This window comes from Amycolatopsis nalaikhensis (assembly GCF_030264295.1).
In the GTDB taxonomy this organism is placed as follows: Bacteria; Actinomycetota; Actinomycetes; order Mycobacteriales; family Pseudonocardiaceae; genus Amycolatopsis; species Amycolatopsis nalaikhensis.
Window position 1 is genome coordinate 8,043,677 of the sequence record NZ_CP127173.1, and the last position, 18,829, is coordinate 8,062,505.

At 72.9% G+C, this 18,829-nt stretch carries 17 protein-coding genes and 1 pseudogene; 7 read left to right on the forward strand and 11 right to left on the reverse strand.

The genetic code is table 11. The features are described 5' to 3' along the window. The first annotated feature begins 220 nt into the window (after window positions 1-220). Window positions 221-1,285, forward strand: a complete 1,065-nt coding sequence (locus QP939_RS39210; protein ID WP_285451559.1) for a serine hydrolase domain-containing protein — start codon at window positions 221-223, stop codon at window positions 1,283-1,285. Here QP939_RS39210 and QP939_RS39215 read toward each other — a convergent pair. The 6 genes from QP939_RS39215 to QP939_RS39240 are packed head-to-tail and all read right to left on the reverse strand — an operon-like array spanning window position 1,282 to window position 6,511. Then, entirely contained in the window at window positions 1,282-1,743 is a 462-nt protein-coding gene (locus QP939_RS39215) for a tRNA (cytidine(34)-2'-O)-methyltransferase (RefSeq protein ID WP_285451560.1), read from the reverse strand. The genes QP939_RS39210 and QP939_RS39215 overlap by 4 nt on opposite strands. 3 nt (window positions 1,744-1,746) lie before the next feature. After that, window positions 1,747-2,169 carry an acyl-CoA thioesterase gene (locus QP939_RS39220; protein WP_285451562.1) on the reverse strand — a complete coding sequence of 141 codons (423 nt, stop codon included), beginning with the start codon at window positions 2,167-2,169 and terminating at the stop codon, window positions 1,747-1,749. Between the two features lie 16 nt (window positions 2,170-2,185). After that, complete coding sequence (locus tag QP939_RS39225) at window positions 2,186-3,130, reverse strand: TAXI family TRAP transporter solute-binding subunit (protein WP_285451564.1); 945 nt, start codon at window positions 3,128-3,130, stop codon at window positions 2,186-2,188. Beyond that, window positions 3,127-4,521, reverse strand: coding sequence for a sensor histidine kinase (locus QP939_RS39230; protein ID WP_285451566.1), 1,395 nt, complete (start codon window positions 4,519-4,521; stop codon window positions 3,127-3,129). The genes QP939_RS39225 and QP939_RS39230 overlap by 4 nt, the downstream gene beginning before the upstream one ends. 3 nt (window positions 4,522-4,524) lie before the next feature. After that, on the reverse strand, window positions 4,525-5,193 hold the full coding sequence (locus tag QP939_RS39235; protein ID WP_285451567.1) for a response regulator transcription factor: 669 nt from the start codon (window positions 5,191-5,193) through the stop codon (window positions 4,525-4,527). A 7-nt stretch (window positions 5,194-5,200) separates the two neighbouring features. Continuing rightward, window positions 5,201-6,511: an MFS transporter gene (locus tag QP939_RS39240; RefSeq protein ID WP_285451569.1), complete on the reverse strand. Its 1,311-nt coding sequence runs from the start codon at window positions 6,509-6,511 to the stop codon at window positions 5,201-5,203. 313 nt (window positions 6,512-6,824) lie between these two features. Between QP939_RS39240 and fabG the strand changes: the two genes are divergently transcribed. Next, the gene (gene fabG / locus QP939_RS39245; protein WP_285451570.1) at window positions 6,825-7,529 is read left to right on the forward strand and encodes a beta-ketoacyl-ACP reductase; all 705 of its coding nucleotides are present in this window, start codon (window positions 6,825-6,827) and stop codon (window positions 7,527-7,529) included. A 34-nt stretch (window positions 7,530-7,563) separates the two neighbouring features. Continuing rightward, window positions 7,564-8,331, forward strand: a complete 768-nt coding sequence (gene fabI, locus QP939_RS39250; protein WP_285451571.1) for an enoyl-ACP reductase FabI — start codon at window positions 7,564-7,566, stop codon at window positions 8,329-8,331. A 3-nt stretch (window positions 8,332-8,334) separates the two neighbouring features. Here fabI and QP939_RS39255 read toward each other — a convergent pair whose 3' ends face one another. Beyond that, window positions 8,335-9,495: a Cmx/CmrA family chloramphenicol efflux MFS transporter gene (locus QP939_RS39255; RefSeq protein ID WP_285451572.1), complete on the reverse strand. Its 1,161-nt coding sequence runs from the start codon at window positions 9,493-9,495 to the stop codon at window positions 8,335-8,337. 68 nt (window positions 9,496-9,563) lie between these two features. Further along, a complete protein-coding gene (locus QP939_RS39260; protein WP_285451574.1) occupies window positions 9,564-10,145 on the reverse strand; it encodes a TetR/AcrR family transcriptional regulator in 582 nt (193 codons plus the stop codon). Window positions 10,146-10,231: 86 nt separating this feature from the next. Here QP939_RS39260 and QP939_RS39265 point away from each other — a divergent pair, with 86 nt between their 5' ends. After that, window positions 10,232-11,275, forward strand: a complete 1,044-nt coding sequence (locus tag QP939_RS39265; protein ID WP_285451575.1) for a ferrochelatase — start codon at window positions 10,232-10,234, stop codon at window positions 11,273-11,275. On the opposite strand, the gene QP939_RS39270 is transcribed toward QP939_RS39265, so the two are convergent. Next, window positions 11,217-11,729, reverse strand: coding sequence for a GNAT family N-acetyltransferase (locus QP939_RS39270; RefSeq protein ID WP_285451576.1), 513 nt, complete (start codon window positions 11,727-11,729; stop codon window positions 11,217-11,219). The genes QP939_RS39265 and QP939_RS39270 overlap by 59 nt on opposite strands. Next, window positions 11,726-12,524, reverse strand: a pseudogene (locus tag QP939_RS39275) (Rv1486c family protein). Before QP939_RS39275 ends, QP939_RS39270 begins: the two are co-directional and overlap by 4 nt. A gap of 100 nt (window positions 12,525-12,624) precedes the next feature. Here QP939_RS39275 and QP939_RS39280 point away from each other — a divergent pair. Continuing rightward, window positions 12,625-14,022 (forward strand): ATP-binding protein, encoded by a 1,398-nt coding sequence (locus QP939_RS39280; RefSeq protein ID WP_285451577.1) that lies wholly within the window; start codon window positions 12,625-12,627, stop codon window positions 14,020-14,022. Beyond that, complete coding sequence (locus tag QP939_RS39285; RefSeq protein ID WP_285451578.1) at window positions 14,019-15,983, forward strand: vWA domain-containing protein; 1,965 nt, start codon at window positions 14,019-14,021, stop codon at window positions 15,981-15,983. Before QP939_RS39280 ends, QP939_RS39285 begins: the two co-directional genes overlap by 4 nt. Before the next feature lie 79 nt (window positions 15,984-16,062). Here QP939_RS39285 and QP939_RS39290 read toward each other — a convergent pair whose 3' ends face one another. Further along, window positions 16,063-17,427 carry a hypothetical protein gene (locus tag QP939_RS39290; protein WP_285451579.1) on the reverse strand — a complete coding sequence of 455 codons (1,365 nt, stop codon included), beginning with the start codon at window positions 17,425-17,427 and terminating at the stop codon, window positions 16,063-16,065. Between the two features lie 117 nt (window positions 17,428-17,544). On the opposite strand from QP939_RS39290, the gene mshC reads away from it, so the two are divergent. Beyond that, window positions 17,545-18,783, forward strand: a complete 1,239-nt coding sequence (gene mshC, locus QP939_RS39295) for a cysteine--1-D-myo-inosityl 2-amino-2-deoxy-alpha-D-glucopyranoside ligase (RefSeq protein WP_285451580.1) — start codon at window positions 17,545-17,547, stop codon at window positions 18,781-18,783. The last annotated feature ends 46 nt before the right edge of the window (window positions 18,784-18,829 follow it).

Genomic DNA, 18,829 nt, shown 5'->3' on the forward strand with positions numbered 1-18,829 from the left:
GTCTTCGTAGATGACCTCGCCCGGCAGGCTGGGCGACACGAGCTTGGCCCAGCGGACACCGTGGGCCTCGAACCACGCGCTCGCGCCAGGGTTGACGGCGTGGTCGTAGGCGATCGTGGCCGGGTTGGTGTAGTGCCGCTCGTACCAGGCGTGGTTGGCCCGGCGGGATCACCGGGAAATTCGGTGGCCCCGCGCGGCCGGAGGGAGTTGGCTGGCCGCCGTGGCCGACATCCAGGGCAGCTGTGACGGGCGGTTCGCGAAAGTGGGCGATGTGCTCGCGACCTCGCTCGACACCGACGACGTCGGGGCCAGCGTCGCCGTCTTCGTCGATGGTCAACCCGTCGTCGACCTCTGGGGCGGCTACGTCGATGCCGCCCGGACCACGCCGTGGGGCCGGGACACCATCACCACCGTCTGGTCCACCACCAAGACCATGACCGCCCTCTGCGCGCTCGTCCTGGCCGACCGCGGCGACCTGGACCTCGACGCGCCCGTCGCCGCCTACTGGCCCGAGTTCGCCGCCGCCGGCAAGGAAACCGTGCTCGTGCGGCACCTGCTCGGGCACTCCGCGGGCCTGCCGGACTTCGCCGACCCGATCACCGTCGCCGACCTGACCGACTGGGCGGGGACCACCGCTCGCCTGGCTGCCCAGACACCGAAGTGGGAACCCGGCACGGCCGCCGGGTACCACTCGGTCACCTTCGGCTTCCTCGTCGGGGAGGTCGTCCGCCGCGTCACCGGACGCACCCTGGGGACGTTCTTCCAAGAAGAGATCGTCACTCCCACCGGCGCCGACTTCCACATCGGGCTGGCCCCCGAACACGACCACCGCGTCGCCCAGCTGATCCCCGATCCGAAGGGCGACAAGCCGCCGGGGTTCCTCGTCGGCGTCTCGGACTCCTTCACCGAAGCCTGGCGGCGCGCGGAAATCCCGGCCGTCAACGGCTACGGCAACGCCCGCTCGGTCGCCGCCGTGCAATCCGCGCTGGCCTGTGGGGGCGTCACCGGTGGTGTGCGGCTCCTGTCGGCCGCCGGGGGCGAGCGGGTGTTCGAGGAACAGTTCCACGGCGTCGACCGCGTTCTCGGCATGCCGATCCGCTGGGGCTTGGGCTACCGGCTGGAGAACCGCTCGGCTTCCTGGGGCGGCTGGGGTGGTTCGGTGGTGCTCGTCGACGTCGAGCACCGCATGGTCGTGGCCTACGTGATGAACCAGGTGCTCTGGGAGGACGGCTACACCCGCGGCGTGAACGCCGTGCTCGCCGCCTACGAATCCGTCATGGCCTAGGCGCCCGCGAACCCGTTCTGCCGCCACGCCTCGTAGATGGCGATCGCCGCGGTGTTGGCCAGGTTGAGCGACCGGCTCGTCGGCAGCATCGGCAGCCGCACGCGGTCGGTGACCTCGGGTGCCCCCTGCACGGAAACGGGCAGCCCCACCGACTCCGGCCCGAACATCAGCACGTCGCCCGGGGTGTAGGCGACGTCGGTGTGCAGCCGCGTCGCCGACGCGCTGAACGCGTACACCTTCGCCGGCAGCAACGCCGCCCACGCCGCGTCGAGGTCGGCGTGCACGTGGACCCGCGCGAGGTCGTGGTAGTCGAGCCCGGCGCGGCGGAGCTGCTTGTCCTCCAACGTGAACCCGAGCGGCTCCACCAGGTGCAGCTCGCACCCGGTGTTCGCGGCGAGCCGGATCGCGTTGCCCGTGTTCGGCGGGATTTCGGGGTGGTAGAAGAGAACCCGGAACACGGCTCAGTCCCCGAGCAGGGCCGCGTAGACCTTGCGGACCGCGTCCGGCGGCGCCGTCGGCCGCACGGTGGCCGGGTCGATGAACACGTACCGGACGTTCGCCGCCAGCACGAGCGTCTCGCCGCGGTGGATCTCGAAGTCGAACACCAGCGACGTCGTCCCGAGGTGGGTCAGGTACTGCGAAACGACCAGTTCCTCGTCGTAGCGGGCGGGCGCGCGGAACTTCAGGTTCGCCTCCGCGACCACGACGTCCGTGCCGTGCGCGAGGAACTCGTCGTGCGAGCCGAACAACGCCTTCTCGGCCGCGAAGGCGCACATGTCCACATAGGCCATGTAGTGGGCGTTGAAGACGATGCCCTGGCCGTCGCACTCGTGGTAGCGCACGCGCAACGGCATCTCGACGATCGGACGGCGGGGTTCGGTCACCAGCCCAATCTAGCGGTCAGCCGTGCAGCGTCCGGTAAGCGGCCGCCGCGCCCGGCTGCAGCGGCACCGGCTGGGTGCCGATCAGGGGCCGGACGTCGAGGAACTGCGTCCCGACGGCCTCCGCGGGCACCAGCGCGGTGGCGCGCTCGACGAGCAGCCGGACGACCGCGGCGGCGACGTCGTCGGGCAGGGCGGGGGAGCAGACCAGCAGGTTCGCCACGCCGATCGTGCCCGGCGCGCCGACCCCGCGGTACGCCCCGTCCGGCACCTGGACCTGGTCGTACACCGGCCCGTACGCGGCGCGCAGCGCGGGGACGACGGAGTCGAGCGGGAGCAACGCGATCGGCGTCGTGCGGGTCAGGTCGGCGAGCTTCGGCGTCGGTACCCCGCCGGACCACAGCATCGCGTCGATCCGCCGGGCGGCCAGCGCGCGGACGGCGTCGTCGAACAGCAGGTGCCGGGCGTCCACCGCGACCCCGGCCTTGGCGAACAGGCGCTCGCCGAGCTGGGCCGCGCCGGAGCCGCCCGCGCCCAGGGAGACCGGGCGGCCCGCGAGGTCGGCGAGGCGGCGCACCGGCCCGTCCGCGCGCACGACGAGCTGCAGGTAGTTCTCGTAGACGCGGCCCAGCGCGAGGAGCGGCACTTCTCCGGTGAACGGCGCGTCGCCGCGCAACGCCGTCTGGGCGACGTCGGTGAGCACCAGCCCGAGGTCGGCCTGGCCGCGCCGCACGAGGTCGACGTTCGCGACGCTCGCCTCGGTCGGCACGGCGGTGGCGTGCAGCCGCGGCTCGGCGCGGTTCAGCTCGGCGGCGAGGAGTTCGGCGAAGGCGAGGTAGAAGCCGCCGCGTTCCCCGGCGGCGATGGTGACCGTGCGCTCCGGGCCGGGGTAGCCGGACGTCGAGCAGCCGGCCAGCGCGAGGCCGAGGCCGCCGAGGAGGGCGGTGCGGCGGGTGAGCGTCATCGCGGCACCTCCTGCCGCGGCAGCGTGACGCGGACTTCGAGGCCGTGCGGTTCGGCCTGGCGCAGTTCCAGGACGCCGCCGCGGGTGCGGACCTGCTGGTGCGCGATCGCCAGGCCCAGCCCGGTCCCGCGCGGCGCGCCCTCGCCGCCCGCACGCCAGAACCGCTCGGTCGCCCGCGCCCGGTCCTCAGTGGACAGACCGGGTCCGTCGTCGGCGACGACGAGCGTCGCGGTGTCGTCGTCGGCTTCCCAGTCCGCGGTGATCTTCGCGCCGCGCCCGGCGTAGTGGACGGCGTTGTCCAGCAGCACGTCGAGGATCTGGGCCAGCTCGCCTTCGGGACAGCGCACGGTCACCGGCTCGGCGTGGCCGGGCGGCGGCACGATCACCGCCCCGGCGTCCTCGGCGGCCAGGCGCCACGCGTCGACGCGTTCGGCGAGGACGGACGCGAGGTCGCACGCCTCATCCGCGCCGCCCGCGGCGACGCGCGTCGCGGTGCTCTCGGCCAGGGCGAGCGCCAGCAGGCCGTCGAGGAGCTTCTCCAGCCGTTCCACCTCGGCGACGGTGGCCCGGTAGGTCGCGCCGTCGCCCTCGACCTGGTGGGCCAGGGAGTCGACGCGCAGCCGCAGCGCGGCCAGCGGGTTGCGCAGCTGGTGGGAGGCGTCGGCGACCAGCCGGTGCTGCTGGTCGGCGGCTTCCGAGACGGCCTCGGACATCCGGTTGACCTGCCCGGCCAGTGCCCGCAGCTCCCGCGGCCCGGTGCGTTCCGGGACGTGCGCGCGGTGCCCGGCGGCGACCGCGAGCACCCCGGTCTCCAGCTCGTGCAGCGGCCGCACCATCCACCGGGCCAGCACCACGGCGAGCAGCACGAACACCACGGCGACCAGCAGCGCCCCGGCGCCGATGGTGGCCCACCGGGTGGCGACGTCCGCGGCCGCCGCCGTCACCGACGCCCGCAGCACGACGACGCCGGACACGCGGGTGCCGGTGCCGACCGGGCGGGCGAAGTAGGCGGGTTCGGCCGACCACGGGGAAAGCCCGTCGACGCGCGGCGCGGGCTCGTTGCGCATGGTCGCCTCGACCAGGGCGTGCACCGCCGGGTCGGCCGCGGTCAGCCCACCGGCTTGAACGAGGGGCAGGCGCCGGGCATCGACGATCACGACGCCTTCGCCGTACAGCTCGGCGTAGCGGGCCGCGTCGGCCGAAAGCGCCGCCGGATCCCGCGTGTCGACGGCCTGCTGGGCGAGCACGACGAACCGGTCGACGTCGGCGGTCCGGGAGATGACCAGTTGCTGGGTGCGCTGCTCGGCGGTGGCCGTCAGCAGCGGCAGCGCGAACGCGGCGACGACGGCGAGCGCCAAGGCGACCAGGACGACCAGCAGCCGGGTGCGCACGGGTCAGTCCCGGCCGAGCCGGTAGCCGAAGCCGCGGATGGTGGTGAGCAGGCCCGGCCGGTCGAGCTTCGCGCGCAGGGCCGTCAGGTGGACGTCGAGGGAGCGCGACACCGCGAGGTACGCGTCGCCCCAGACCTCGTCCATCAGCTGCTGGCGGCTGACGGCGGTGCCTGGGCGGGCGGCGAGCACGGCGAGCACCTCGAACTCCTTGGTGGTGAGCCCGATGTCCTGCCCGGCGACGAGCACGCGGCGGGCGCCGAGGTCGATCTCGACGTCCTCGACGCGCACGACGTCCCCGGCCGGGGTGGCGCGGGCTACGGCGCGCCGCACGACGGCGTCCATCCGGGCGAGGAGTTCGGCCAGCCGCACCGGCTTGGTGAGGTAGTCGTCCGCGCCGAGGCGCAGGCCGCGCACGACGGATCGCTCGTCGCCGCGGGCAGTCAGCACGATCACCGGCACCGGCGAGACCGCCCGGATCTTCCGGAGCACGTCGAGCCCGTCGAGGTCCGGCAGGCCGAGGTCCAGGAGGACCAGGTCGGCGTCGCGGTGGCGGTGCAGGGCGTCGGCCCCGCGGCCGACGAGCGTGACGGGATGACCGCGCGCGTGCAGCGACTCGGCGAGCGCGCCGGCGACACCCGCGTCGTCTTCGACGAGGAGCACGCGCACGGTCATCCCCTTCTCAGCGTTCGTCCAGCTCCGAGGTCTTCGAGGTTTCCCGCATTGTGCCGTAGACGATCAGGGAGACCAGGACACAGCCCGCGACGTACCAGAAGAACACCGTTTCGTGCCCGGCGCTCTTCAGCGCCTGCGCGATCAGCTCCGCGGTCCCGCCGAAGATGGCGACGGTCAGCGCGTACGGCAGCCCGACACCGAGCGCGCGGATCTTCGTCGGGAACAGCTCGGCCTTCACGATCGCGTTGATCGAGGTGTACCCGGCGACGATCACCAGGCCGGCCAGCACGAGGAAGAACGCGCCGACGGGGTTGCGGGTCGAGCCCATCACGGTCATGAGCGGAACGGTGAGCAGGGTGCCGCCGATGCCGAAGAACAGCAGCAGCGGGCGGCGGCCGATGCGGTCGGAGAGCCGCCCGGCGACCGGCTGCAGGATCGCCGCGACGAGGATCGCGCAGAACAGCACGATGGTGACCTGCCGGCGCGGGATGTGCGCGGTGTTCTCCAGGAACTTCTGGCTGTAGGTGGCGAAGGTGTAGAAGCCGACCGTGCCGCCGAGGGTGAGGCCGACGACGAGGGCGATCTCCTTGGGGTACTTGGCCAGCGTGCGCAGCGTCCCGCGCTCGCCCTTGTTTTCGCCGGCTTCGCGCTCGTAGCTTTCGGACTCGTCCATGCCGCGCCGCAGCCACATGACGGTGAGCGCGGCGACCGTGCCGACGGCGAACGCGATCCGCCATCCCCACGACGTGAGCTGCTGCTCGGTCAGGATCGCCTGCAGGATCAGCTGGAGGCCGAGCGCGAGGAGCTGGCCGCCGTAGAGGGTGACGTACTGGAAGCTCGAGTAGAAGCCGCGCTTGCCGGGAGTGGCCACTTCGGACAGGTAGGTCGCCGAGGTGGAGTACTCGCCACCGACCGACAGGCCCTGGACGAGCCGGGCGACCAGCAGCAGGATCGGCGCGGCGATGCCGATGGTGTGGTAGCTCGGCGTGACGGCGATGAGCAGCGAACCGCCCGCCATGAAGGTCACCGAGAGCACGAGCGCACTGCGGCGCCCGAACCGGTCGGCGAACCGCCCGAGCATCCAGCCACCGAGCGGCCGCATGAGGAACCCGACGGCGAACACGGCGGCGGTGCCCAGGAAGGCGGCCGTGGTGTCGGTCGTGGGGAAGAAGGACTTGGCGAAGTAGGTGGTGAACGCCGCATAGGCGTACCAGTCGTACCACTCGATCAAGTTGCCGATCGAGCCGCGGAGCACGTTCCCGATCACGCGCTTCTCGCTGACGGCCCCCGTGGCCGGGGGGCTGATCCGGGTTGTCATCGTCGACCTCCTGTGTTGCGACACACGGTGACCAACGGGGGAGGGGAGCGGCAAGGCCGGGAGGGAGTTCCTAACACCCGCTTAGGACGGAGGTCGGCTCGCGCGGGTTACCGACGGGTTGTGTGCAACAACGCATCGGTGACCGTTGGTTACCGGTGCGTTCTTTGATTGGGTTCTGGGTGCCCGGCGGGCGCGTTCCGGACGCCCGCTCAGGACGGTCGCGGACACCGCGAACGCGGGTGCGCGACCCGGCGGCGCTGCCGATAACCTCGTGCCCGACATCAGCGCACGGTCGACGAAGAGGGAGAACACTGTGGGACGGTCGGTTCTGGTCACCGGGGGCAACCGGGGCATCGGTCTGGCGATCGCCCGGGACCTCGCCGAGCAGGGGCACCGGGTCGCCGTCACGCACCGTGGTTCGGGGGCGCCCGATGGGCTCTTCGGGGTCCAGGCGGACGTCACCGACTCCGAGCAGATCGACGCCGCCTTCAAGCTCGTCGAGGAGCACCAGGGTCCGGTCGAGGTGCTCGTGTCCAACGCCGGGCTGACCGATGACACCCTGCTGATGCGGATGAGCGAGGACCAGTTCGAGCGCGTCGTCAACGCGAACCTGACCGGCGCCTACCGCGTCGCCAAGCGTGCTTCCCGGGGCATGCTGCGCGGCAAGTGGGGGCGGTTCATCTTCATCTCCTCCGTCGTCGGCCTCTCCGGTTCGGCCGGCCAGGCGAACTACGCCGCGTCCAAGGCGGGGCTCGTCGGCTTCGCGCGTTCGCTCGCCCGCGAGCTCGGGTCGCGCAACATCACCTCGAACGTCATCGCCCCGGGGTTCGTGCACACCGACATGACCGACGAGCTGCCCGAGGAGCGCAAGAAGGAGATCCTCGCGCAGGTGCCCTCCGGCCGGTACGCCGAGCCGTCGGAGATCGCCGCCGCCGTGCGCTACCTGGCCTCCGAGGAAGCCGGCTACGTCAACGGTGCCGTGCTGCCCGTCGACGGCGGCCTCGGCCTCGGCCACTGATTCCCGTTACCCAGAACCAAGACTTGGAGGACCTGTGCCCGGACTGCTCGAAGGCAAGCGCCTGCTGATCACCGGCATCATCACCGACGCCTCGCTCGCCTTCCACGCGGCCAAGATCGCGCAGCAGGAGGGCGCGAAGGTGGTGCTGACCGGCTTCGGCCGCATGTCGCTCGTCGAGCGCATCGCGAAGCGGCTGCCCGAAGAGGCGCCCGTGATCGAGCTGGACGTCACCAACCAGGAGCACCTCGACGGGCTCGCCGACAAGGTCCGCGAGCACGTCGACGGCCTCGACGGCGTGCTGCACTCGATCGGGTTCGCCCCGCAGACCTGCCTCGGCGCGCCGTTCATGGACGCGCCCGCCGAAGACGTCAAGACCGCGATCGAGATCTCGACGTACTCGTACATGTCGCTGGCGAAGGCGTGCCTGCCGCTGATGGGCCGGGGTGCCTCGTACGTCGGCATGGACTTCGACGCGCGCGTCGCGTGGCCGGTCTACAACTGGATGGGCGTCGCGAAGGCCGGGCTCGAGTCGGTCAACCGGTACCTGGCCAAGGAACTGGGGCCGCAGGGCATCCGCGTCAACCTGGTCAGCGCGGGCCCGATGAAGACCATGGCGGCCAAGTCCATCCCGGGCTTCGTCGACCTGGAGGACGGCTGGGGCGAGCGCGCGCCGCTCGGCTGGGACAGCACGGACCCGGACCCGGTGGCCAAGAGCGTCTGCGCGGTGCTCTCGGACTGGCTGCCCGCCACCACCGGCTCGATGATCATGGTCGACGGCGGCGTCCACTTCCTCGGCGTCTGAGTCTCACACGGCCACCGGCTCACGGTCGTCGCTGCGCTGGACGGCGGCGGCGACCGTGAGCACGGCGAGCGTGGCCGCGCCGAGCAGCATGCCGGTCCAGGCCACGCTCGGGAAGCCGAGCCCGGCGTCGATCGCGACCCCGCCCAGCCACGGGCCGACCGTGTTGCCGACGTTGAACGCCGACGTCGTGCTGGCGCCGACGAGCGTCGGCGCGTCGCCCGCGGCCTGGTAGGCGCGCAGGTTCAGCGCCGGGTTGGCGCCGAACCCGGCCACGCCGAAGGCGAGCACGGCCGCGACAGCGACGAGCGCGTCGGTGGTCAGCGCGAGCACCAGCAACGCGGCCAGCGCGAGGGCGAGGCAGCCGTAGAGCGTCGCGATCGGCCGCCGGTCGGCCAGCCGCCCGCCGACGCTGATCCCGATCAGCGCCCCGACGCCGAACAGCGCCAGCACCCCCGGCACCCACTCGCCCGGCAGGCCGTCGGTCTCGGTCAGCAACGGCGCCAGGTAGCTGAACGCGGCGAAGATCATGGCCTGGCACAAGGCGATCACGCCGAGCGCGAGCCAGACCCGGCCGCGGCGGTACAGCCGCAGCTCACGGCGGACGCCCACCGCGCCACCGGTCGTCTCGGGCACCAGCAGCGCGACGCCGGCGACCGCGAGCACCGTCACCACCGCCACCGCCCAGAACGCCGTCCGCCAGCCCGCGTGCTGGCCGAGGAACGTCCCGGCGGGCACCCCGGCGATGTTCGCCACGGTCAGCCCGCCGACCAGCACCGCCATCGCCCGCCCGCGCCGCTCGACGGGCACGAGCGCGATCGTCGTCGCCAGTGCCACGGCCCAGAACCCGGCGCAGGCGAGGGCCGCGACCACCCGCGTCGCGAAGAGGACGGCGTAGCCATCGGCGAGGGCGCCGACGACGTGCGCCGCGGCGAAGACGCCGAGCAGCGCCAGCAACGTCCGGCGGCGGGGGAGGCGGAGGGTGCCGATCGCCAGCAGCGGCGCGCCGACGACCATGCCGATCGCGAACGCCGAGATCAGCAGCCCGGCGTCGGGGATGCTCACCCCGAGGTCGGCGGCCATCCCGGGGAGCAGGCCGGTGATCATGAACTCGGACGTGCCCAGCGCGAAGACGCTGAGCCCGAGGACGAAGACGGCCAGGGGCATGGGGTCCCTCCCAGTTCTGTATCGTTCAGTTCAAAATCAGGGCGCGCGGAGCCCGTGGCGTGCTGGGCTCAGCGCGTGATGGCGGCCAGTGCCAGCTTCGCGACGGCGCGCATGCTGTCGCGGCTCGTACCCCGGCGGGCCATCACGCGCAGCCCCGAGGTGGTGCCGAGCAGGAACTCGGCCACCTCGGCCGGGTCGAGGCCGTCCCGGAGGCTGCCGTCGAGCAGCCCTTCGCGGACGCATTCGGCGAACATGGCCAGGTTCCGGTCGGTGTCGTTCCGCAGTGCCGCGCCCACCTCGTCGTCGGGCACGCCGAGTTCGGCCAGGGTGTTGACGACGAGGCAGCCGCGGCGGCGGTCCTCGAGGTCGTCGTCGATGGCCTGGTAGAGGACCGCGGCGAGCCGTTCGGCCGCGGTGCCCGGGCCGTCGAGGAGTGCCTGCCGCTTGCCGAGCTGGGTGTTCGTGTAGTGCGCCAGCGAGCGCTGGAACAGGGCTCGCTTGCTGGTGAAGGTGTTGTAGACGCTGCTGCGGCCGAGCCCGGTGGCCTCGCACAGGTCCTGTGTCGACGTCGCCTCGTAGCCGCGCTCCCAGAACGCGTGCATCGCGCTCTCGACGGCAGCGGTTTCGTCGAACTCCCGTGGCCTGGCCATGGGACCACCGTAGCAGAGTTTTGGACTGATCGATTCACAACGGGCCCCCGTCAGCGTGCGGGCCGCCACATCGGCAAGATGACGGGGTGGGATACGACGCGTTGCTGTGGCTTTCGTTCGGCGGTCCGGAAGGACCCGACGACGTCATGCCGTTCCTCGAGAATGTCACCAGGGGCCGGGGCGTGCCGCGGGAGCGGCTGCTCGAGGTCGCCGAGCACTACCGGCACTTCGGGGGCGTTTCGCCGATCAACAAGCTGAACCGCGACGCGATGGCCGCGGTGGAGAAGCAGCTCGCGGCGGTCGGGATGGACCTCCCGGTGCACTTCGGCAACCGCAACTGGCACCCGATGGTCGAGGACACCCTCGCGTCGCTGACCGAAGCCGGCGCGAAGCGGGTCCTGGTGTTCCCCACGAGCGCGTACGGCGGCTACTCGGCCTGCCGCCAGTACGACGAGGACATCGAACGCGCCCGCGCCGCGGTCGGTGACGGCGCCCCCGAACTGGTGAAGATCCGCCAGTTCTTCGACCACCCGCTGTTCGTCGCGGCGGTGGCCGACGGCGTGCGCGCGGCCCACGCGTCGCTGGGGAACGAGCCCGGGATCCGCACGGTCTTCACCGCGCATTCGGTGCCGGAGAGCGCGGACCTCGCCTCGGGTCCGCCGGCCGAGGGTGGCCGCCGCTACTCGCGCCAGATCGCCGAAGCGGCCCGGCTCGTCGCGGCCGAGGCGGGCATCGCGGAGTACGACGTCGTCTGGCAGTCGCGGTCCGGGCCGCCGCAGGTCCCGTGGCTGGAGCCGGACATCGTCGACCACCTCGACGCCCTGCACGCCGACGGCGTCCGCGGCGTGGTGATCTCGCCGATCGGGTTCGTGTCCGACCACCTCGAGGTGATCTGGGACCTGGACAACGAGGCGGCGGAACGCGCGGCGGAGCACGGGATGGCGTTCGCCCGCGCGGCGTCGGCGGGCTCCGACCCGCGGTTCGCGGAGCTGGTGGTGGAGCTGGTCCGCGAGCACACGCACGGGGCCGAGCCGCGGAAGCTGTCGCCGTTCCCGGCGGCGGGCTGCACGGTCAACGGCGCGCCGTGCGCGGTCGGCTGCTGCGAACCCGCCAAGCGCCCGGCTCGCTGACGTCCGCCTGCAGCAGGTGCGGTGACCGCGCGAAGCCGTGCCTTTCGTAGGCCGGGACGGCGCGCGACGACGAGTGCACGGTGACCCGCTCCAGCCCGAGATCCGCGGCCAGGCGCAAGGTCGCGTCGATGAGCAGGCCACCGAGGCCGCTGTCGCGCGCTTCGGGCACGACGTACACGGACTGCACGTCACCCGTCGCCCGGGAGAACGCCGGCGGCGTCGGCACCCGCGCGGTGATCGCGAGGAACGCCATGCCGAGCACTTCGTCCCCGCGCGCGACGACCAGGCACCGGTGGGTCTCGGCGTTTTCCCTCGCCCAGGCGGCGAATTCGCGCACGAACCCGGCCCGCTCGCCCTCGGGCAGGCCGTCCCGCTCGGCCACCCAGCGCCACCGCAGCCCGGCCACCGCCGGGAGGTCGGCGGGCCGGGCGGGACGCACCGCGGGCTCGGTCACCCCTCGCGGGCCGTCTGTTCCGCGAAGACCCGCACCGCCTCGTTGACCGCGGCGCACCGGGCCGTCCGGACCGCTTCCGACAGCGGCCGCAGGGCCTGTGCCCGCAACGTCGAAGCCGACGCCGACAGCGCGCCGCCCGGGTCGTCGGCGGACGCGATCGCCAGGATCGCCGCGATCTCTTCGGCCCGCTGCAGCACCCGCAGCGCCCGGCCCGGCGTCCCGCCCGGCCAGTCGACGTTCGGCCGCGACCGCAGGTGCGCCGACAGCTCCGCGCGCACGCCGGGCCGGTCGGACGCCACGTCCAGTGACTGCAGCGCGCCCGCGCTGTTCCGGATCGCGTCGGTCAGGCCGTGCTCGGCTTCGCCCAGCCCGACGTACTCGGGCCGCGACGGCGTGGCCAGGGAATAGACCGTCCACCGCACCAGGCCTTCGGCGATCGGCTCCGGCACCAGCCCGAACCCGAGCTTCCGGCAGCACCACGGCGTCACCGGCGCGCAACGCCGCTTCGGTGAACGGACCGCCGCCGCCGAGGCCGCGGACGTCGCCCGCGACCGGCAGCACCAGCTGCATGCTTTTCGCTCCCTGCGAACGCAGCGCCATCAGCAGCTGCACGGGAGTGGCCGCCCGGTTGAAGGCCAAGGGGAGCTCGAACGCCTCCGCGGCGGCCGCGTCGGCGGCGACCACGTCGTGGGCCTCACCCCACGCGAGCAGGGCGTCGAGCACATCGTCGGACGCCGCGGCTCCGTTCAGCCACGCGGAGGACCAGACGGCGAAAGTCGCACTGGGACGGCACACGACGCCCTATTTTACCGGTCCGGCACGCACTGCAGCAGCGCGGCCACGCTGGAGTCGCTCCACGTCGACGCACCGCCGATCCGGCAGTAGCGTCGAACGGGTGAACGCAGTTCCAGACGCTCTTCCCCGGACCGCCGGGGCCCTGCGCGCGGCCGGGTACGAGCCGCGCCCGATCGCCCAAGAGATCCACGACAACCTGCTGACCGCCCTCAAGAACGGCGAGGACGCCTGGCCCGGCATCGTCGGGTTCTCCCGCACGGTGCTGCCGCAGCTCGAGCGCGCGCTGCTGGCCGGCCACGACGTCGTCCTGCTCGGCGAACGCGGCCAGGGCAAGACCCGCCTGCTGCGCACCCTCGCCGGCCTGCTCGACGAGTGGACGCCCGTCATCGAGGGCTCGGAGCTGGGCGAACACCCGCTCCAGCCGATCACGCCCGCGTCGATCCGCCGGGCCGCCGAGCTCGGCGCCGACCTGCCGGTGGCCTGGCGCCACCGCTCCGAGCGCTACACCGAAAAACTGGCCACCCCGGACACTTCGGTCGGCGACCTGATCGGCGACGTCGACCCGGTGAAGGTCGCCGAAGGCCGCAGCCTCGGCGACCCCGAGACCATCCACTTCGGTCTCGTCCCGCGCGCCCACCGCGGGATCGTCGCCATCAACGAGCTGCCCGACCTCGCCGAGCGCATCCAGGTCGCGCTGCTCAACGTGATGGAGGAGCGCGACATCCAGGTCCGCGGTTACACGCTGCGGCTGCCGCTGGACGTCCTGCTGGTCGCCACCGCGAACCCGGAGGACTACACCAACCGCGGCCGGATCATCACCCCGCTGAAGGACCGCTTCGGCGCCGAGATCCGCACGCACTACCCCTTGGACGTCGAGGCCGAGGTCGCCGTCGTCAAGCAGGAGGCGAACCTCGTCGCCGAGGTCGGGGAGCCGCTGCTGGAGGTCCTCGCCCGGTTCGTCCGGAACCTCCGCGAATCCACCGTCATCGACCAGCGCTCCGGCGTGTCGGCGCGGTTCGCCGTCGCCGCGGCGGAAACCGTGGCGGCCGCGGCCCTGCGGCGCGCGGCGCTGACCGGTGAGGAACCGGCCGTGGCGCGCCCGGTCGACCTCGACGCCGTCCCGTCCGTGCTGCGGGGCAAGATCGAGTTCGAACCCGGCGAAGAAGGCCGCGAGATCGAGCACCTCGTGCACCTCATGCGCCGGGCGATCGCCGAGACCGCCCGCGCCCGCTTCGCCGGGCTGGACCTGCGTCCGCTGGCCGACGCCGTCGAGGAGGGCCACCTGGTCGCGACCGGCGAGCGCGTCCCGGCCAAGGACGTCCTCGCGGCTTTGCCGGAGCTGCCAGTGCTGCACGAGGTCGCGTCCCGGGCCGGTGTCGCCGCCGACGAGCCCGCCGGGCGGATCGCGGCCGCCGTCGAACTCGCCCTCGAATCGCTGTTCCTGGCGCGGCGGCTGGCCAAGGACTCCGACGACGCGACGACCGTCTACGGCCGATGACCGCGGTCCCGTTTCCCGACGGCTACTCCTACGGCCCGTGGCACGACGGGCCGGACCCGCTCGCGCCCCCGGCCGACCTGCGGGACGCGCTCGACGAGATCGGCCGCGAGGTGATGGCCGGGTCGTCGCCGCGCTCCGCGCTGGAAGAACTGCTCCGGCGCGGTACGGAGCGCACCGCGGGCCTGGACGAGCTGACCCGGCGCCTGTGGCAGCGCCGGTCGCAGATCCAGCGTCGCAACAACCTCAACGGCACCTTGCAGGAGGTCCAGCGCCTGCTGCAGGAAGCCCTCGACGCGGAACGGCGCGAGCTGTTCCCGGACCCGGACGACGAAGCGCGGTTCCGCGAGGCCCAGCTCGACGCGCTGCCGTCCGGCACGGCCGCGGCCGTCAACGAGCTGGCGAACTACGACTGGCGCTCCGAGCAGGGCCGGGAGAACTACCAGCGCATCCGCGACCTGCTCGGCCAGGAGCTGATGGAGTCGCGGTTCCAGGGCATGAAGCAGGCGCTGCAGAACGCCGGGCCCGAGGACGTCGAGCGGATCAACGAGATGCTCTCGGACCTCAACGACCTCCTCGCGGCGCACGCGCAGGGCGCCGAGGACGTCCAGCAGCGGTTCGAGGACTTCATGTCCCAGCACGGCGAGTTCTTCCCGGAGAACCCGCGGAACGTCGAAGAGCTGATCGACGCGCTGGCCGAGCGGTCGGCGGCGGCGCAGCGGATGCTCAACTCGATGTCGGCCGAGCAGCGCGCCGAACTGGCGGAGCTGACCCAGCAGGCGTTCGGCGACCCGCGGCTCGCGCAGCAACTGTCCCAATTGGACGCGCAGCTGCGCGCGGCCCGGCCCGGCGAGGACTGGACGGGCTCGGAGCGCTTCCGCGGCAAGAACCCGCTGGGCATGGGCGAAGGCGCCCAGGCGATGGCCGATCTGGCGGAGCTGGACGCGCTGGCCGAGCAGCTGAGCCAGTCCTACCCGGGCGCGAGCCTGGAGGACATCGACCTGGAGGCCCTCGAGCGCCAGCTCGGCAAGGACGCCGGGGTCGACGCGCGGCGACTGTCCGAACTGGAGCGCGAGCTGCGCCGTCAAGGCCTGTTCGAACGGGCCGCCGACGGCACGCTGCGGTTGTCGCCCAAGGCGTTGCGGCGCCTCGGCGAGACGGCACTGGCCGACATCGTGAACGCGTTGCGCGGCAAGACCGGCGACCGCGAGACGGAGTCGGCGGGCGCGGCGGGCGAGCCGACCGGGGCGTCACGGCCGTGGCGGTTCGGGGACATGCAGCCGTGGGACGTGCCGCGGACGATCCGCAACGCCGTGCTGCGGTCGGTGTCGGTGGGGGAGCGAGCGGTCCGGCTCGACGTCGAGGACGTCGAAGTGGTCGAGACGGAGCACCGGTCGCGGGCGGCGGTGGCGTTGCTGGTCGACACGTCGTGGTCGATGGTCCAGGAGGGCCGCTGGCTGCCGATGAAGCGCACGGCGCTGGCGTTGCACCAGCTGATCAGCACGCGGTTCCGCAACGACGCGCTGCAACTGGTCACGTTCGGCCGGTACGCGCAGTCGGTGGAGCTGCCGGAGCTGATCGGGCTGGAGGGCGCGTGGGAGCAGGGCACCAACGCCCACCACGGGTTGCTCCTGGCCGGGCAGCATCTCCGGCGGCACCCGGACGCGCAACCGGTGGTCCTGATGGTGACCGACGGCGAGCCGACGGCCCACCTGGAACCGGACGGCGAGGCGGTCTTCGACTACCCGCCCCAGCCGCGCACGCTCCACAAGACACTGTCCGAAGTGGACCGCCTGGCCAAGCTGGGCGCATCGGTGACGGTGTTCCGCCTGGGCGACGACCCGAGGCTGACGGCGTTCGTCGACCTGATCGCCCGCCGTTCGGGCGGCCGAGTGGTGGCCCCGGACCTGGACGGCCTGGGCGCGGCGGTGGTCGGCGACTACCTGCGAACCCGCCGCCGCTGACGTCGTGGTCACCTAGGCAGTCGTGAGTGTTTAGGGCGGTTAGAACCGCCCTAAACACTCACGACAACTTGAGCCGCGGCTACCTCCGCGCGCGGCGGCCGTGGCGCGACGGCACCGGCTCCACCCGCTGTGCGCCCGCTCTCCGCAGGGACTCCGCCGCGAGCGTCGTGTCCTCGTGATCCGGCGGCAGGTACGCCTCGTGGTCCGCGAGCACCTCGCGGCCGAGCGCCCGAGCCTGCGCGGCCGCCCCGGAAGCCACCAGCTCGTCCACCGACCGGCGCCGCAACCGCAACATCCGCCCGAGCCTCGGCCCCAGCTCCGCCGACGGCAGGGCCCGGAAATGCCGCCACAGCGCGGCCGTGTGGTCGGCGAGGTCGGCCGTCGGCCCTTCGAGCACGTCGAACGCCCGGTCCAGCGCCGGGGCTAGACGCTCTTCGCCGTGGAGCCTGCCCAGGATCGCCCGCCGCGTCAGGCGGTGCGTGCTCACCAGCTCGCCCGGCACGTCGAACTCGGCCAATGACGCCTCCGCCAGCCCGTGCAGCGCCGCGTCCACCGCGACCGGGTCCGGGCCGATCCGGTGGGCCAGCTCGCGGCGGACACCGCCGGCCGCGAGCAGCGCGAGCACCTCGGCGACCCCTTGCGCCCGGCTGTCCTGGGCCGCCGCCGTGGCCAACGCCGCGAGCGTCGTGTCCTCCACACAGGCCGGGTGCGCTTCGCCCGGCTCGCGTTCCAACGGCGGCGTGTGTGGCACCCGGTCGAGGTAGGACGCGAAGCTCAGCCCCTGCTGCCGGAGCACCCCACCCGCCTGGGCCAGCGCGAGCGGCAGGCAGCCCAGCTCCCTGACCACGTCCAGCGCGGCTTCGTCGGCGTCGTGGCCCGAGCGGGCGCACAGGAACCCGACCGCTTCGGGCTCGGTGAACCCGCCCACCGGCACCGTGCCGCCGAGGATTTCGAAGTCGGGCACCGTCGTCGTCACCAGCACCCGTGCGCGGGCGGGCAGCCAGCGGGTGAGCGCGTCCGGGTCGGTCGCGTCGTCGAAGACCACGAGCGCGTCGTCGAGGCTGTCGACCCACGCCAGACCCGCGTCGGCACCCGCCTCCGCCAGCTCGGCGAACGCCCGGGCCGGGTCCGCCGTCACCCAGACCACCGGGGCGCGGCAGTCCCGGGCGTACGCGGCAGCCAGGTGCGTCTTGCCGGTGCCCGGACCACCGAGCAGCACGCAGAAGCGGCCGGACGCGAACGTCTCCTCGATCCGGGCTCGCAGCCCACCGCGAAACACGGCCGAGAGCGGCTCGCGGGGGACGCGGGTGAGCCGCGTCACGGGTTCTCGCAGCGTGCCGGATCCGCGCGTGAGCCGGGTGCGGCGCAGCCGCAGCAGCACGACGGCCGCCGCGACGACCAGGATCACGGCGCCCGCGCCACCCACCGTGACCTCGGCGTTCATCGTGTCAGGCTAACCGCGGGCGGGGCTTCGGCCGGGGTGACACGCGCGGCACGGCCGTGTGGGGGACGAGTCCCACCGGGCGGGAGGACGCCGGAGGCAGCGCTTACAGTCGAGGGTATGCAGACTTGGTCATCGGTCGACGTGCCCCGCATCCCCGGCACCCCCCGCCCGCTGCGGCTCCACGACACGGCCACCGGGCAGATCCGCCCGACCGCGCCCGGCGCCACCGCCCGGATGTACGTCTGCGGCATCACGCCCTACGACGCGACGCATCTGGGGCACGCCGCGACGTACCTGGCTTTCGACCTGGTGAACCGCGTGTGGCGGGACAACGGGCACGACGTCCACTACGTGCAGAACGTGACGGACATCGACGAGCCGCTGCTGGAGCGGGCCGAGCGCGACCAGGACGACTGGGTCGTGCTGGGCATGCGCGAGACGGCGCTGTTCCGCGAGGACATGACCGCGCTGCGGGTCATCCCGCCGCGGCAGTTCGTCGGCGCGGTGGAGAGCATCCCGGAGATCGTCGAGGTCATCGCGAAGCTGGTCGCGAACGGCGCCGCCTACCGCGCGGACGACCCGGAGTTCCCGGACATCTACTTCGACCACTCGGCGACCGGGAAGTTCGGCTACGAGTCGAACTACGACGAGCCGACGATGCGGAAGTTCTTCGCCGAGCGCGGCGGTGACCCCGACCGCACCGGCAAGCGCCATGCGCTGGACGCGCTGCTGTGGCGCGTGGCCCGTGACGGCGAGCCGTCGTGGGAGTCGGAGCTGGGCCCGGGCCGTCCGGGCTGGCACATCGAGTGCAGCGCCATCGCGGTCAACCGCCTCGGCCTCGGGTTCGACCTCCAGGGCGGTGGTTCGGACCTCATCTTCCCGCACCACGAGTACAGCGCGGCGCACGCCGAAGCCGTCGCCAAGGACGGCCCGTTCGCCCGCCACTACGTCCACGCCGGGATGATCGGCCTCGACGGCGAGAAGATGTCGAAGTCGCGCGGGAACCTGGTGTTCGTCTCGCGGCTGCGGGCCGACAACGTCGACCCGGGCGCGATCCGGCTGGCGTTGTTCGCCGGGCACTACCGCGAGGACCGTCCGTGGACGGACGCGCTGCTCGCCGAGGCCGAGACCCGGCTGGCGCGCTGGCGCGAGGCCGTCTCGCTGCCCACAGGCCCGTCCGCCGAGGACACCGTCGCCCGCCTGCGCGACCACCTGTCCGACGACCTGGACACCCCGAAGGCCCTCGCGGCGATCGACGCGTGGGCGAGCGAGGCCCTGCGCCGCGACGGCACCGACCCGGCGGCCCCGGGCCTGATCCGCATCGCGGTCGACGCTCTCCTCGGCATCACCCTCTGACCCAAGGGAGGGCGGCACTTTCACGTGAAAGTGCCACCCCTCCCTG